Raw genomic sequence first — 14,228 nt, 5'->3', positions numbered from 1 at the left:
GCCGCACGCGGCCCAGGCGCGCTCGCCTTCGACCCCCGGCCGGCTCACCTCAGGTAGTCGCTGATCGCGTCGTACCAGACGCCCGCCATCCGGGCGTAACCAGCCTGATTGGGGTGGACCCCGTCGCCGAGCTCGGACGTGGGGAAACCCTCGAACTGATCGACGTAAACGATGTGCGCGCCCGCGCTGGCTCGCTCCTCGACAAGCCCGGGGACGGTGGCGTTGAACGTATTGACCGCGCTTGCGCCGCTCGTAAAAGGAATGATGTTGCTCACGACGATCAGCGCGTCGGGCGCCTCGGCGATCAGCTCGTCCAGGAGAGCGCCCAGGCGGGTGTTGGCGCCGTTCGGGGATTGATACATGTCATTTGTGCCCGCGTGGAGCAGCACGATGTGCGGCATCTCGTTGAGCGCCGGGCTCGGCACACGACCGGCGATCTGGGCGATGGTCTGTCCGCTGATCCCCTCGTGATTGCGGGGGAACGGCGCGCCATCGACCATCGCCGGTCCGTTCATCTGCTGCGTGCCCGTGAAGGTGATCTCGTGGTCGTCTTGCCGGGCCAGGCGGAAGAGCTCGACCCGGTACCCGCCATCGAAGCCGAGACCGAAGGTGATCGAGTCCCCGAGGGGCAGGACCTTGCAGGGGCCCGTCGCGGGGCAAGGCTGGAACCCTGGATCGGGAGAGCCCCCACCCGCGCTCGAGGCTCCCGTCGCGCCGCCGCTGCCTCCTCCGTCCCCGCCCCCTCCGGCTCCGGCTCCGCTCGAGCTGCTGGAAGCGGAGCCACCGGTCCCCGTCGTGCTGCTCGCTCCGCTCGAGGTCGAGGCGCCTCCCGTGGCCCCGGCCGCCCCCCCGCCCGTCGTGGCGCCGCCGGAGGAGGCCTGTCCAGACCCACCCGAGCCATCGGACGACCCATCCGAAGAGCTGGAGCAGGCCACGGAACCGACCAGGAGAAGGCTCGCGAGCGAAATCCCGCGGGCAAAAGCGCCGGATGCACCACGGCGGACGAGCAGCGGAGAGGTCGAGGTAGACATGTGAGCAGAGCTCCCGGTCGCAGGCGACCGAAGGTAGAAAATTGTATTTTGAACAGAAGACTGGCGGGCGCCTGGCTCGATGCCACACCGCCCGCGCGGCCTCTGCTGAGGAAGTGGTGGAAGGCTATGCGGCGCTCGCGGCGACGTCGTTCGAATTCCCGGCGAAGGTTTTCAGGATCTCGACGCGCGGGCTCCGATCCGCTCGACGCTGGCGCGCCGAGGTGCGGGTTGGGCACGTCCCGTGCCTGAAAGGCTTGACCCCTGTGTTCCTCGAGGTCGACGATGCTCTGGGTCGACCCCGGGCATGACAGCGGAATTTTCAGCGAAATACGGAGCGGCTCTCACCGGATCGGACTGGGTTGGGCTGCCTCTCCGGATCGGGTACATGCCCGAAAGCGGCCGGGTCGAGGGACTCTCCAACGAGTCGGATGCGGTCCTGGTCTGGGCGGGAGGCCCCTCGCAGATCGACATTCGCTTCGCGGAGCCGACCTCGGGAGAGGTTCGGGAGCATTCCTTCGAGCGGCTCTCGGGCATGATGGACCTCTTGCCGCGGAGGACCAGGCTTCACAGCGTCGAGTGGCGGGGGCGGCCGTCCGTGTGCACGTCGGTGAACTTTCCCGAAGCCTCCATGTCCGCTCTTTGTTCGTCTCCTTCCGCCGTCCTGGCTCCGGAGCGGGGCCCACGGTTTGGTTTGATGGACGCCCACGTGGTCGACCTGGTTCATCGCCTGCAGGCGCAGGCCGAGGGGCAGGAGTACTTTGGCGCCGTCTACGTGCAGTCGCTCTCCCTGGCGCTGGCTTCCTACCTTTCGGCTCGGTACGGCGCGGGGGCCAAGGCGGAGATCTCGCTGCGCAACGCGAGCCTCTCGAGCAGCCAGCGCGCTCAGATCGAGAAGTTCGTGGACAGCGAGCTCTCCTCGAACTTCGGGCTCGTCGATCTGGCGGGGATGGTGGGCTATTCGCCGGACCATTTCTCGCGCTTGTTCAAGCACGCCTTTCACCAGACTCCCTATCAGTACGTGCTCTCACGCCGCATCGAAAGGGCGATGACCATGCTCCGGGACGAGCGGCTGTCCATCGCCGAGATCGCCCTGGAGTGTGGCTTCTCCAATCAGGGGCACCTCACGACGGCGTTCAAGCGTCGCACGGGAACGACGCCCGGCGCGTATCGAAAGAAGTGATCGCCCGGCCGGTCTCGTCTCAACCCCGGTCGGGTCGCTGTTGCCGTCCGGCTCAGGGCGGGAACGCGAGCAGATCGGTGTGGCCGACCACTCCGCCGGTGCGCCTGAGCCGCGACCAGGCATCGAGCGTTCTATCATCCAAGGCATCGAGGGCATCGAGGGCGTCCACGTCGCTGACGGCCTGCGCGAAGCCGCTCTGCAGCTCCCCGAGGAGCGCCGCGTCGGCGGCGCCGAGCACCCAGGGGCTGTCGCCCGCCAGCACCTCGTAGCCCTGCCGCCGGAGCTGCTCGGCGAGGTGCTGCGGCGCCGCCGGACCGGCGGCCGCGCCGAAGCCCTTGTCCGTCCTCTGATGGCGGTGGAACGCGGCGGCCATGGCGCTGTCCGCCGGATGGCTCGGCGACCAGCGCTGGACGCCGTTGTAGGTGAGCGCGACGTAACAGACGGCGCGGCGCGCGGCGACCTGAGCGGCGAAGTGGGCGATGCGCTCCGGGGAGACGAGATCGAGGAAGGCCGACGCCGTGACGAGGTCCGGCGCGCGGCCCAGCGCGGCGGGGAGATCGGCGGCGAGGTCGGCGCGCTGGAACGAGATCGTGATGCGTCTGCCCGCCTTCTCGACGACCAGCGGCTCGCCGTCCTCGACGGTTGTCTCGGCCCATCGCGCGAGCGCCGCCCGCGCCGCCGCGAGGAGCGCGCTGTCGTGGTCGACGAGCGTCCAGCGCTGCTCAGGCCCGAGCAGCGGCGCAGTCGCGCGCAGGTTGGAGCCGGTGCCGGCGCCGAGATCGACCACGGAGACCTGGGCGCGCGCCCCAAGGCGGGCGGCGAGCGCGCTCGACAGGTCCCTGCTCCGCGAGCGATGGTCCACCGGCTCCCGCAGGGCGAGCCACTCGACAGCAAAGCCACGCATGCATCCCTCCCCCGGTCGATCGCGGCGACGTGGCGCGCGACCTCGGCGGAGGATCTGCCGCGCCGCGGAGACCTGTCAAGCCGGGACCCTCCCGCGCCACGATCGTGGCAGTTCGCGCCCTCGCGCCTGGGCTTCCCGAGCCAGGCCGACCGCGCTCAGAGCCCCAGGCATCGGGCGATGATGGTGCGCTGGATCTCGGAGGTCCCCGAGTAGAGGACGCTGCCCATGGCGTCGCGCAGATCCCGCTCGACCTCCTGCTCGACCATGTATCCATAACCGCCGAAGACGCGGATCGCGTCGACGCTCGACTGCACGTAGCTCTCGGAGACCTGCAGCTTGGCGATGGCCGACTCCATGAACGACGGCAGGTTCCGATCCTTCAGGTAGCCGATCCGGTACACCAGTGGCCGGCACGCCTCGATGCGCACCTTCATATCGACGATCAGATTGGCGACGGACTGGAACTTCCCGATGGGCTGGCCGAACTGCTTGCGCCCGCGCGCGTGCTCGATGCACGCCTCGAGCTGGCGGCGGAGGACGCCGAGGCAGCTCGCGAGGATGGCGCCGCGCTCCCACTCCATCGAGCACTCGAAGACCTCGACCCCCCTGCCCTCGCGCCCGAGCCGGTTCACCGCGGGGACCCTGCAATCGTCGAAGATGACCTCGGCCATCGGCGAGGTGCGGAGGCCCATCTTCTTGATCTCCTTCCCGACGTGGAGGCCCGGCGTGTCCCGCTCGACCAGGAAGGCGGTGACCCCCATCGCGCCGAGCGAAGGGTCGAGCGTGGCATAGACCACAAACAGGCCGGCGACAGGGGCATTTGTGACGAACGTCTTCGCGCCGTTCAGCACATAGTGGTCCCCGTGGCGCTCTGCGCGGGTCTTCATCGCGAAGATGTCGGATCCAGCGTCGGGCTCGCTGGCGCCGTTCGCGCCGATCAGCGCGCCGCTCGAGAGCGGCTCCAGGTACCTGCGCCGCTGCTCCTCCGTGCCGTGGAGCACGAGGGGGATCGAGTTGGTCCAGAGGTGCGCGTTGAGCGAGAAGAGGAGCCCCTGGTCGCGCGCGCCGTAGCCGAGCCCCTCCATGAGCGCGATCGTGCCGGAGAGGCCAAGCCCCATGCCCCCGTGCTCCCTCGGGATCGGCGCCCTGAGCAGCCCGAAGTCGGCGCACTTCTGCCAGCCTTCCCGGTCGAAGCCGTCGCTCCGATCTCGCTCGATCATGTCGCCCGACAGGGCGGACCGGGCGAACCTGATCGCCTCGTTTTGAAGGGTCATCTGCTCTTCGGACAGCAACCACTCCATGGCACCCTCATCGCTCCGGGCCGATCGGCTGGCCAGCGTCCGCGGACAGGCGCCGGGCGAGCGCTCGATAATCCACCTTCCCGGTCGACGTCCTCGGCAGGGCGTCGACGAAGACGAAGGCATCTGGGCTCATGTACGAGGGGAGCACGGCGGCGCAGAGCTGCTTGAGCTCGATGATGGTCGGGCGCGCGCCCGTCCGGCTGACGAGGAAGGCGACGATCCTCACGCCCTCGGGATCGGCCACGGCGACGACCGCGGCCTCGCGCGTCTGCTCGTGCCGGTAGAGGCCGCTCTCCACCTCGCCGAGCTCGATCCGGTAGCCGCGGCGCTTCACCATGCGATCGAGGCGCTCGACGTAGGTATAGCCCGAGCCGGGATCGAGGCGGACGACGTCGCCCGTGTTGAACCAGCGCTTCCCGTCCCGCTCGACGAAGCGAGCGGCGGTCTCCTCGGGTGCGCCCCAGTACCCCGCGAAGACGGACGGACCGCTGATGTACAGGAGCCCGCACGCCCCAGGCTCCACCGGCCGCCCCTCCACGTCGAGCACGAGGGCTGCGCAGTGCGAGCAAGGGTCGCCGATGGGATACGGCTCGGTCCGGTCCTCGGGGACCGGCGTCGGGATACGAGCGAACGTGCAGACGTTGGTCTCCGTCGGACCGTAGAGGTTGTAGTAGGCGGGGCCGGGCCAGAGCTCGACGAGGCGCCGGAGGTGCCTGACGGGGAACACCTCGCCCGCGAAGAGGACGATGCGGAGCGAGCTCGCGTCGACGCGCCCGAGGTTCCCGAGCTGGGCCATGAGCGCGAGGATCGACGGCGCCGAGTACCACACGGTGAGCCGTCGATCGGCGATGAACCGCGCGAGCGCGCGCGGATCCTGGCCGACCTCCTCGGCGATCAGGTGGACCTCTGCGCCGTGCCGCAGGCTGACGTAGATGTCGAAGACCGAGAGGTCGAAGTGAAAGGGGGCGTGGCTGGAGACGCGATCTTCCGGGGTGAGCGAGAAGGCCTCGGAGCACCACTCCACGAAGCTCACGGCGTTCTCGTGCGTGATCATGACCCCTTTGGGGACGCCGGTGGAGCCCGAGGTGTACAGGATACAGGCGAGATCGGCCCCGCGGCGCGCCCCTCGGTCGAGCGGCGCGCGCTCGTGCGCGAGCACGTCGCGCAGGGGGACGGCCAGGCCGGCGCCACCTCGGGACGCGCTCCCGCCCTGGACCGCACCGCCGCCGGGGGGCGGGACCACGACGACCGTCTCCGGCAGCGCCGAGGGCCCGGCAGACACGAGCGCCTCGAGGTTGCGCGGGGCCGCGAACAGCGCCCGTGCACCGCAGCCGGCGAGGATCGAGCGGCTGCGCTCCGCGGGGGCGCCGGCGTCGATCGGCACGTAGGCGGCGCCGGCCTTCAGGGCGCCGAGCATGACGGCGAGCGCCGCGGCGCCCTTCGAGAGGACCAGGGCGACCCGATCGCCCGGCCGGACGCCTCTGGACCGCAGGAAGGCCGCGACCCGCTCCGCGCGGTCGTCCAGCGCAGCGAACGTGAGGGGCGCGCCGTCGACGTCGACGACCGCGACGCGGTCCGGCGCGCGGGCGGCGCTGGCCTCGAGATAGGCCGCCAGGTGATCCGGGGGATGAGGCGGCCAGACATGGCTCACGTCGTCGCCTTCTTCGCGGCGACGTAGGCGGCGACGCTGTCGATGCTGTCGAAGTTCGACGAGTTGGCGTCACCGATCGAGACCTCGATCTCGAACCGGGACTCGACGAACTGGATCAGCCTCAACGTGCTGATGGAGTCGAGGATGCCGCTGCTCCGGAGCGGGGTATCGTCCTTCAGGTTCGCCGGGGACTCGCCCGGAAGGATGTGGGAGAGAATGAAAGCCTTTACCGTGTTCTTGATTTCTTCCATAAGCTCCTCCTGGCTCGCGGCGTTCACGGGACGATCTCGCCCGCAGGGGCGTCGGGCCCGAGCGCGACATCTCCCCATCGGAGGACCACCGCGGTGCTCTCGGACTGTCCGCCGAAGCCATAGATCAAGACGAGATCGTCGCGGCGAACGAGGCCGGTCCGGGCGGCGCGGTGCAGCCCGACCGGCAGCATGGCGTTCGCCATGTTGGCGTAGTGCGGATAGGTGTCGAACGTGCGCGCCGGGTCGATCCCCAGCGCGCGGACGCAGAACGGGGTGAACCAGGCGACGGAGCTGCTGAAGAGGAAGAAGCGGATGTCCTTGAGCTCCACGCTGGCGGCCGTGAGCGCTCCCTCGACGGCTCGATGGAGGCTGGGCTCGTAGATCCTGCGGAAGACGTGCAAGATGGTCGGCTCCGAGCGCAGCCGGATCTTCCGCCCGCCCTCGGTGGTGCCCGTCTCGTCGGGCGCGGTGTCCAGGATCCAGGTACCGGCGGACTCTCCCGTCTGGAGGCTGTACGTGCCGAGCAGGCCATAGCCGGGCTCCACCTCGCTGACCACGAACGCGCCGGCGCCGTCGCCCGTGAGCGGCGAGGTCGGGTACGACTCGTCGATGGCCCTCGAGAAGTTGCACGCGGCCGTGGCCAGCACGCGGCGCTTCAGGCCCGCGCCCACGAAGGCGCTCGCGATCACCAGGGAGACCAGCGACCCGTTGCACGTCGCCTCGACGTGGAAGCAGCCGCCCCGCTGCTTCAGCTCCTTCGAGATGAAGCCTGCATCTCCGATCCCGACCCGGTCCGGGAAGATCGAGCTCGAGACGAGCTGATCGATGTCGTCGGGGGAGAGGCTGGCCGTCTCGAGCGCCTGCCGCGCCGCGGCCACGGCGAGCGTCACGGACGACTCGCCGGGCCCGACCACGCGCCGCTCCACCGCGCCGAGGAACGGATCGTCGAGGTAGCGATCCATCTCGATGTCGTAGGCGCTCCGCGAGACGTTCGGCAGGGGACCAGCCGCCCGCGGCCTCCCGTCCGGCTTGCGCTCATAGCGCTCCGGGTACCTCTTGCGCCAGTAGTCGTTGGTCCTGATCCACCTGGGTAGTACGGCCACGAGGGCGGTGATGCCCGCGCTCCGTGGCTGCCTCGCTCCGGGTTCACTCATGTCGCCGTCCCCTGCGCATCGCGCGCTCGAAGGCTTCGTCCGTGTCGAATCATTGACGGTGGTGTTGCTTGATGGGGAGCATACCAACCGACGGCATCTCGACGATGGGGCTCCCATGAACGCCGTCCGAATTGCTCGGATAGGCGAACAGGATGTCGTCGCGCTCCCGAAATGCATGGACGCTTGGTGCGTGGAGCAAGAGCGGATCGAAGACCAAGAGTACTCCGGGGGCGCAGCATCGCGGGTGCAGCCGGCGCGTGTCCTGTCCGACGCGTCTATGGGCCTGTTCCTCTTTACTTCCGCGAGGACGTCGCGCGGGCGGAGCCAAGACCGAACATGCTCCTCGAAGGTATCACATGCGCGGGAGCGACGTCGAGCACATCGTGGCGCAGCGGACTGACCTGGCTTACCTAGCGGGGAACCGCCCGGTTCGAGGTGCTCACGCGTCTGGCAGGCTGCCGCGGAATGCGGCATTCGCGGGCGAGTGCCCGGCGGCATCGTCGGCGCGTGGGACAGGGCTTCCACGCTGCGAGCTCACGTTCATCGGCTCACCTATCCTGCACCGAGGATCCCGACCTTCACGCGCCCTCCGCCCGCGTGCGGCGAACGCGCGCGCCGAGCTCCTCGAGCCGCGCCATCACGCTCGCGGGGTCGAGCACGCTCTCCGGGTGGTAGAGGCCCGGGCCGACAGGGGGACCGCCCGCGAGCCCCAGCAGGCGCTCTGTCGCGATCGCCGCGCCGTACGCGCTGAGGCGCGAGAGGCTGTCCGCGTCGATGATATCGTAACGCAGCCGCGCGACCGATCCGTCGTGACGCCGCCCCGACACCTCGACGATGAGGTCCGTCACGTGCCCCGCGCCGCCCGTCGCCCTGTCGCGCGCGGCCATGTCGGTGCGGATCGATCGCGCGTCGGTCGCCGCCGCGAGGCTGACCACGTCGAGGAGCGGCAAGGCCTGGCCGACGTGCGCCACGCCCTCGGCGTCCACGATGCGCCGGGCTGTCGCGTCGCCTCGCACCCAGGTCCATTTCCCGTCGTCGAGGAGAAGCGCGGCCCCCCCTGTCTGCTTGAGTCGCTCGAAATCGGCATGCGCCGCGGGTCCGCCGCCATCGTTTGCGTCGATCACGCAGGCGATCGCGATGGCGTCGACGCTCCGGAGCTCCTGCGCGAGGTGCAGCGCCGCCAGCGTCGCCGTGCCGCCGAGGGTGTGGCCCAGCATCAGGATGGGAGCGCGCGTCGGCCGCGCGACGTAGTGGGCGACCACGGGACCGATCTCCGAGACGAAATCCGAGAAGGCGACGTACGGCACGCCGTCCGCCTGCGCGCGCTTCATCGCGTTCGACCCCTCGTCCTTGACGAACGCGACGACGGCGCTGAACGACGCGCCCCGCTCGAGGCCGAGGTCGTCCCGGCCGACGTCGACGGTCGTCGCCGTCGTCGGACCGCCGACCTCCGCGGCGACCGCCGCCGCCCTGCGCCCGTCGCGTCCGGCGATCGCGATCGGGAGGTCCGGATGCAGGCGCCGGAGCGCCGTCGCCGCGCGCGCGCCGACCTGACCTGAGCCGCCGATCAAGAGAGCTGGTGACATCGTTCGTATGGACATTGGAATGGACTCCTCCCGCCGGGTCGCGCGAGCGCCCGTGGCGTGATTGACATAACCTACCATCAGTAAGTTACCTTTGGTAATATGCGCCGACCCGTGGTAGTGTCAAGGCGCATGGCGAGGACGAACGCAGCGCGACCCGCGACCCGGCCGAGGGGCGAGGGCTCCGGCAAGCGCCTGCCGAAGGCGGAGCGCCGCGAGCAGCTGCTCGAGACGGCCGAGGCGATCGTGCGCGAGGAGGGCACCGAGGCGCTGACGCTCGGCCACCTCGCCGAGCGCGCGGGGGTCAGCAAGCCGATCGCGTACGAGCACTTCGAGACGCGGTCCGGGCTCCTCATCGCCCTCGCGCGGCAGATCGACGACCGTCAGGTCGCGGCGCTGATCGACGCGCTGAAGCGGACGCGCCGGCGCCTCGAGGACGTCGCGCGCGTCGTGAGCGCCGCGTACATGCACTGTTGCGTGACGGTCGGCCCCCAGTGGCACGCGATCCTCGCGGCGCTGAAGGGCGACGAGCAGATGGACGCCGTCGAGCGGGAGCTCCTCGATCGGTACGTGGCGATCTACCGGGACGCGCTCGCGCCGTGCGTCCAGCTCTCGAAGCGCGAGCTGCATCTCCGCTGCGTCGCGATCATCGGCGCCGCCGAGGCGCTCGCGGCCGAGATGCTCCACGGCCGCACCGACGAGGCCGCCGCCGCGAAGGCGCTCGAGTCGCTGATCGTGCAGTGGCTCTCGAAAAGCGCCTAGAGCGACAAACGGGTTGAAACCCCGAAAAAAAGCAGAAATTTCACAGGGAGGCGAGGAGGCGGGGAGCGAGAGACGGCGAGAGGGAGAGATTCTTTTTTTTCTTCCTCCCCGCCTCCCCGCCTCCCTGTGAAATTTCTCCCGGTTTCAACATGATTGGTGTTCTAGGACGACGAGGTGCGGCTCAGGGTACGTGCGACGAGGGGCGGCGGCGACCGAGGCCGAGCCCTCCCTCAGAACCGATAGAGGACGTTGCCCTTGTCGCCGGAGACGTAGATCGCGCCCGACGCGCCGACGGCGACGCTGCTCATTCCATAGGTCGGCACCGTCCCGGTGATCGCCTCGAGCCCCACCGCGAGGTGCTTTGCCACGATCGAGGTGTGTCCCGTCGACGGGTCGACGCGCAGGAGGCGGCGCCTCCCGCTCTCCACGACGAGCAGGGAGCCGTCCAGATCGACCGCCATTCCCTCGGGCTGCCACAGGCCGGCGGCCACCTCGAGCGGCGGAGAGAGCGTCACGCCGCCGGACACCAGCTGGAGGACCGCGCCGGCGGCCCAGTCGGCGGCCCAGAGGTCGCCGCCCGCGACGGCGAGGCCCGACGGGACGGCCACCGGCGCGAGCGTCACGCGCCCGCCGCTGGTCTGGCGGACGACGCGCCCCGCGCCCGGCCCCGCGCCGAGCTCGGCCACCACGAGATCTCCCTGGAACCGGACCGCGTTGAGCGGCGTCGCGAAATCGCTGTAGGTCTCGACGACCGAGGCCGTCGTCGTGTCGTAGACCTGAACCACGCTGGCGAACCACGAGCTGAAGATCAACTCCGCGCCGTCGGCCGACACCGTGGAGGGCCCGTGCAGCTCCGAGAAGCCCAGGAACGACGGCTCGACACCGAGCTGCTCGCCCGTGTCGCCGTCGAACCTCCGGAGCGAGGCCGTGTCGCCGAGATAGACCGACTCCGCCCCTCCCTCGCTCAGCACGGCCACGCCGCCGGGCAGGACAAGGCCGCCCCGGAGCAGCGTGCGCACCTGCCCGTCCGGCGCGATCCGGACGACGAAGCCGTCGGCGGCGCTCGAGACATAGAGGTTATCCTGCGCGTCGAAGGCGAGGTTGTCGAGGCCGACCGGGAGCACCGCGAGGACCTCCTTGTCGCCGGTCGCGACGTCGATCCGCACCACCTCGCCGTCCTGATCGACCGCGTGGAGCCGGCCGAGCCCGTCGAACTTGACCGCCGCGGGGATGAAGAAGCCGTCGGCGACCGTCTGGAGATCGCACTCCACCTCCGGGTCGACCGCGCCGATGCAGGAGTCCACATCGATGCTGACCACCCTGCCCTGCGTCCAGATCGGCCCGTACAACCTGCCGTCAGGACCCCAGTCCATGCCGTTCAGGAAGCCGAGGTTCCCCGCGATGAAGCGCGGCGGATCCGACAGATCCGGATCGAGCTCGTAGAGCCCGTCCCCGAGGAAGTCGAGCGCCACGAAGAGCCTCCCCGTATCGGAGAAGGTGATGGGATTGACCCCCAGCGCGACGTGCTGCTGGGTGATGGCGCCCGACGACGAGCGCCGCACGACGTTCCCGGTGAGGAGCGACGTCCAGTAGAGCGAGCCATCCGGGCCGAACGTGAGGTCGTCCGGACCGTCGACCCCGTCCGACCCGTCGAGCCGTCCCACGACGGCCCCGCTCTTGCGGTTCACGACGGCGATCTCATTGCCGAGCAGGCTCGCGACGTACAGCCGGCCGTCCGGTCCCACGTTCATCCCGTTGGCGCCGTGCAGCCGCGCCCCCTCGACAAGGACCGACGACGTCGCGTGTGCCGGCGGCGAGATCCCGAGAACTACCGTACCAGCAAGCACGAATGCAAAGGACCTGGGCATGGCTCTCCTTTCACTGTCGTGCACCGTCGCGCGGGGACCGCAGACCCCAGGATCACGATGACATCAGGCGCGGGACCGGCGTGACGGCGCGAACCCCCGGTGGACTCTTGAATCAATAAGGCTGACTTGACACGATAGCACGCTCCGTGAGCGAACTCCAAGGACAAATACCATTCAATGGATCGCGCGGCGTGCGCCACCGGGGCGCTTCACCGCGGCGCTTCGACCCGGCCAGGCGGCGCCAGCCAACCCTGTCCTGGTCTTTCCCGGGGGCCACGCCTCGTCGGGCGCCGGGCCGGGCGTTCGAGGACACCGTACATGAACCCAAAGGGGCCAGACGATCCGGCCCGATCGAGCGGCCAGGAGCCGAGCTTCCGGGAGAGTCATCACAACGCGGAGCGCCTCGTCTGCGCCGTGCAGGATCTGTGGCGCGCGCCGGATCTACAGACCCTCCTGACAATCGCGGCCCGAGCCGCCAGGGAGCTCACCGGCGCCGACGGTGCGTCGCTCGTCCTCCGCGACGGTGAGCTCTGCCATTGCGCCCGGGAAGATGCGATCTCCTCGCTCTGGCAGGGAAGACGATTCCCGATGTCGAGCTGCGTCAGCGGGTGGGTGATGCAGAATCGGACGCCGGCGGTCGTCGACGATATCGCGCTCGATCCCCGCATCCCCCTCGACGTCTACCGGCCGACGTTCGTGCGGAGCATGGCTCGAGGCGCACGGCGGCACGATCGAGGAGAGGGACAACGAGGGCCGGGGGAGCTGCTTCCGCGTCCTGCTCCCGGCGTGCTGAGGCGGCGCCGCGCCATCGCCGCGCGGGCCGCGGAGCGAGGGCGCGCTCTTCGCTCGATCGAGCGCGGCGCGTACCCGCGCGCGACAGCTCCGGCTAGGGCCCTCGATGTCCGAGCTTCCGGACGAGCCGCACAAGGTCCTCCGGGTTGACCGGCTTTCCGAGGTGCTCGTCGTAGCCCGCCTCGAAGGCGAGCCGCTGGCTCGCGCCGCCCGTGTAGGCCGTGAGCGCGATCGCCGGCGTCTCCCCCCCGGCGTCCCGCGGCATCGCCCGCACGCTCCGCAGGAACGTGTAGCCGTCTTGCTCGGCCATGCCGATGTCGCTCACGATGACGTGCGGCCTCGCCGCGGCGAGCGCGCCGAGCGCTTCGGACGCGGAGCCCGCGACGTGCACCTCCGCCCCGCGCTGGCAGAGCACGGCGTTGACGAGCTCGCGCGCGTCCGGCTCGTCGTCCACGACGAGCACGCGGAGGCCGTCCAGCCGCGCTCGCGTCGGCCTCCGAGCGGCCGCATCGAGCGGGGTGTCCGGGTCCTGCTCGGCGAGGGGCGCCGCCGCGCGCACGGGCAGCGTGACGAAGAAGCTCGCCCCCCGGCCCAGCCCGGCGCTCTGGGCCGAGACGGTGCCACCGTGGAGCTCGACGATGTGGCGGACGATCGACAGCCCGAGCCCCAGCCCGCCCAACCTGCGGGTGATCGAGCTGTCGGCCTGCCAGAACCGCTCGAACACGTGGGGGATCAGCGCGGGCTCGATCCCGCGTCCGTCGTCGTGCACGGCGAGGTCGATGCTCGCCCCGACCTGCTCGAGGCGCACGCGGACATGTCCCCCCGTCTCGGCGAACTTCACCGCGTTGGACAGGAGGTTCCACACCACCTGCTGGAGCCGCGCCGGGTCGCCGAGGAGCAGGAGGGGGCGCTCGGCGCCCTGCACCGAGAGCTCGATGCTCTTCGCGTCCGCGGCCGGGCGGACGACCTCGAGCGCTTCGGTCACGATGGCCGCGAGGCTCGTCGGCCTGGTCTCGATGCGCATCTTGCCGGTGATGATGCGCGAGACGTCGAGCACGTCCTCCACGATCCTGGCCTGCGCCTGCGCGTTTCGCCGGATCGTCTCGAGGGCCTTCGCGGTCTCGGGGTCGGTCACGCTGTCGCACAGGAGCGACGACCACCCGAGGATCGCGTTGAGCGGCGTCCGGAGCTCGTGCGAGACCGTCGCGAGGAACTCGTCCTTCATGCGATTCGCCTCCTGCTCCTGCGCGAGACGGAGGCGCTCCTGCTCGGCGCGGCGCCGCTCGGTGAGGTCCCTCGTGACCTTCGCGAACCCGACGAGCTCCCCGCCGGGGCCGCGGAGCGCCGTGATGACGACGCTGGCCCAGAACCGCGTGCCATCCTTGCGGATGCGCCATCCCTCATCCGCCACCCGCCCATCGCGGTCGGCGGTCGCGAGCTCCCACTCGCATTTGCCGGTGCGGACTTCCGCCTCCTGGTAGAACCGCGAGAAATGCTGGCCGACGATCTCGTCGGCCTTGTAGCCCTTGAGCTCCTGCGCCCCGAGGTTCCAGGTCGTGATGACGCCCTGCGGATCGAGCATGAAGATCGCGTAGTCCTTCACGCTCTCGACGAGCAGCCGGAAGCGCTCCTCGCTCCGGCGGAGCGCCTCCTTCATACCGGGCTCGGGCAACGCGCTCGGCTGTAATAAAACAGACATGGCGCAGAGAGGATGCTCTATTCACGCGCCGTCGGCCACTTTCGGGAAAACC

General features: G+C 70.0%; 12 protein-coding genes. 3 read left to right on the top strand and 9 right to left on the bottom strand.

The features are described 5' to 3' along the window. Positions 1 to 44: 44 nt before the first annotated feature. On the bottom strand, positions 45 to 935 hold the full coding sequence (locus WMF36_RS13585) for an SGNH/GDSL hydrolase family protein (protein WP_437580016.1): 891 nt from the start codon (positions 933 to 935) through the stop codon (positions 45 to 47). Positions 936 to 1,725: 790 nt separating this feature from the next. On the opposite strand from WMF36_RS13585, the gene WMF36_RS13580 reads away from it, so the two are divergent. Further along, positions 1,726 to 2,211: a helix-turn-helix transcriptional regulator gene (locus tag WMF36_RS13580; RefSeq protein WP_437580015.1), complete on the top strand. Its 486-nt coding sequence runs from the start codon at positions 1,726 to 1,728 to the stop codon at positions 2,209 to 2,211. Between the two features lie 52 nt (positions 2,212 to 2,263). On the opposite strand, the gene WMF36_RS13575 is transcribed toward WMF36_RS13580, so the two are convergent. From WMF36_RS13575 to WMF36_RS13550, 6 genes are all read right to left on the bottom strand, one after another. Next, a complete protein-coding gene (locus WMF36_RS13575) occupies positions 2,264 to 3,115 on the bottom strand; it encodes a class I SAM-dependent methyltransferase (RefSeq protein ID WP_437580014.1) in 852 nt (283 codons plus the stop codon). Between the two features lie 155 nt (positions 3,116 to 3,270). After that, positions 3,271 to 4,416 carry an acyl-CoA dehydrogenase family protein gene (locus WMF36_RS13570; protein ID WP_437580013.1) on the bottom strand — a complete coding sequence of 382 codons (1,146 nt, stop codon included), beginning with the start codon at positions 4,414 to 4,416 and terminating at the stop codon, positions 3,271 to 3,273. Positions 4,417 to 4,423: 7 nt separating this feature from the next. Continuing rightward, a complete protein-coding gene (locus WMF36_RS13565; protein WP_437580012.1) occupies positions 4,424 to 6,067 on the bottom strand; it encodes an amino acid adenylation domain-containing protein in 1,644 nt (547 codons plus the stop codon). Next, positions 6,064 to 6,345 (bottom strand): acyl carrier protein, encoded by a 282-nt coding sequence (locus tag WMF36_RS13560; protein ID WP_437580011.1) that lies wholly within the window; start codon positions 6,343 to 6,345, stop codon positions 6,064 to 6,066. Before WMF36_RS13560 ends, WMF36_RS13565 begins: the two co-directional genes overlap by 4 nt. Next, complete coding sequence (locus WMF36_RS13555) at positions 6,342 to 7,421, bottom strand: 3-oxoacyl-ACP synthase III family protein (RefSeq protein ID WP_437580010.1); 1,080 nt, start codon at positions 7,419 to 7,421, stop codon at positions 6,342 to 6,344. Before WMF36_RS13555 ends, WMF36_RS13560 begins: the two co-directional genes overlap by 4 nt. A gap of 629 nt (positions 7,422 to 8,050) precedes the next feature. Continuing rightward, positions 8,051 to 9,073: a hypothetical protein gene (locus WMF36_RS13550; protein WP_437580009.1), complete on the bottom strand. Its 1,023-nt coding sequence runs from the start codon at positions 9,071 to 9,073 to the stop codon at positions 8,051 to 8,053. Between the two features lie 114 nt (positions 9,074 to 9,187). On the opposite strand from WMF36_RS13550, the gene WMF36_RS13545 reads away from it, so the two are divergent. Further along, a complete protein-coding gene (locus WMF36_RS13545) occupies positions 9,188 to 9,817 on the top strand; it encodes a TetR/AcrR family transcriptional regulator (protein WP_437580008.1) in 630 nt (209 codons plus the stop codon). Between the two features lie 230 nt (positions 9,818 to 10,047). Here the strand turns inward: WMF36_RS13545 and WMF36_RS13540 are convergent, their stop codons facing one another. Beyond that, a complete protein-coding gene (locus tag WMF36_RS13540; protein ID WP_437580007.1) occupies positions 10,048 to 11,685 on the bottom strand; it encodes a hypothetical protein in 1,638 nt (545 codons plus the stop codon). Between the two features lie 177 nt (positions 11,686 to 11,862). On the opposite strand from WMF36_RS13540, the gene WMF36_RS13535 reads away from it, so the two are divergent. Further along, a complete protein-coding gene (locus tag WMF36_RS13535) occupies positions 11,863 to 12,627 on the top strand; it encodes a GAF domain-containing protein (RefSeq protein ID WP_437580006.1) in 765 nt (254 codons plus the stop codon). Here WMF36_RS13535 and WMF36_RS13530 read toward each other — a convergent pair. Further along, entirely contained in the window at positions 12,572 to 14,176 is a 1,605-nt protein-coding gene (locus WMF36_RS13530; protein ID WP_437580005.1) for a hybrid sensor histidine kinase/response regulator, read from the bottom strand. The two genes, WMF36_RS13535 and WMF36_RS13530, sit on opposite strands and share 56 nt — an antisense overlap. Positions 14,177 to 14,228 lie beyond the last annotated feature (52 nt).

This window comes from Sorangium sp. So ce887 (assembly GCF_051521455.1).
Classification (GTDB): domain Bacteria; phylum Myxococcota_A; class Polyangia; order Polyangiales; family Polyangiaceae; genus Sorangium.
Note: the sequence above shows the minus strand (reverse complement) of the source record. Positions and strands in the feature narration are given on the sequence as shown.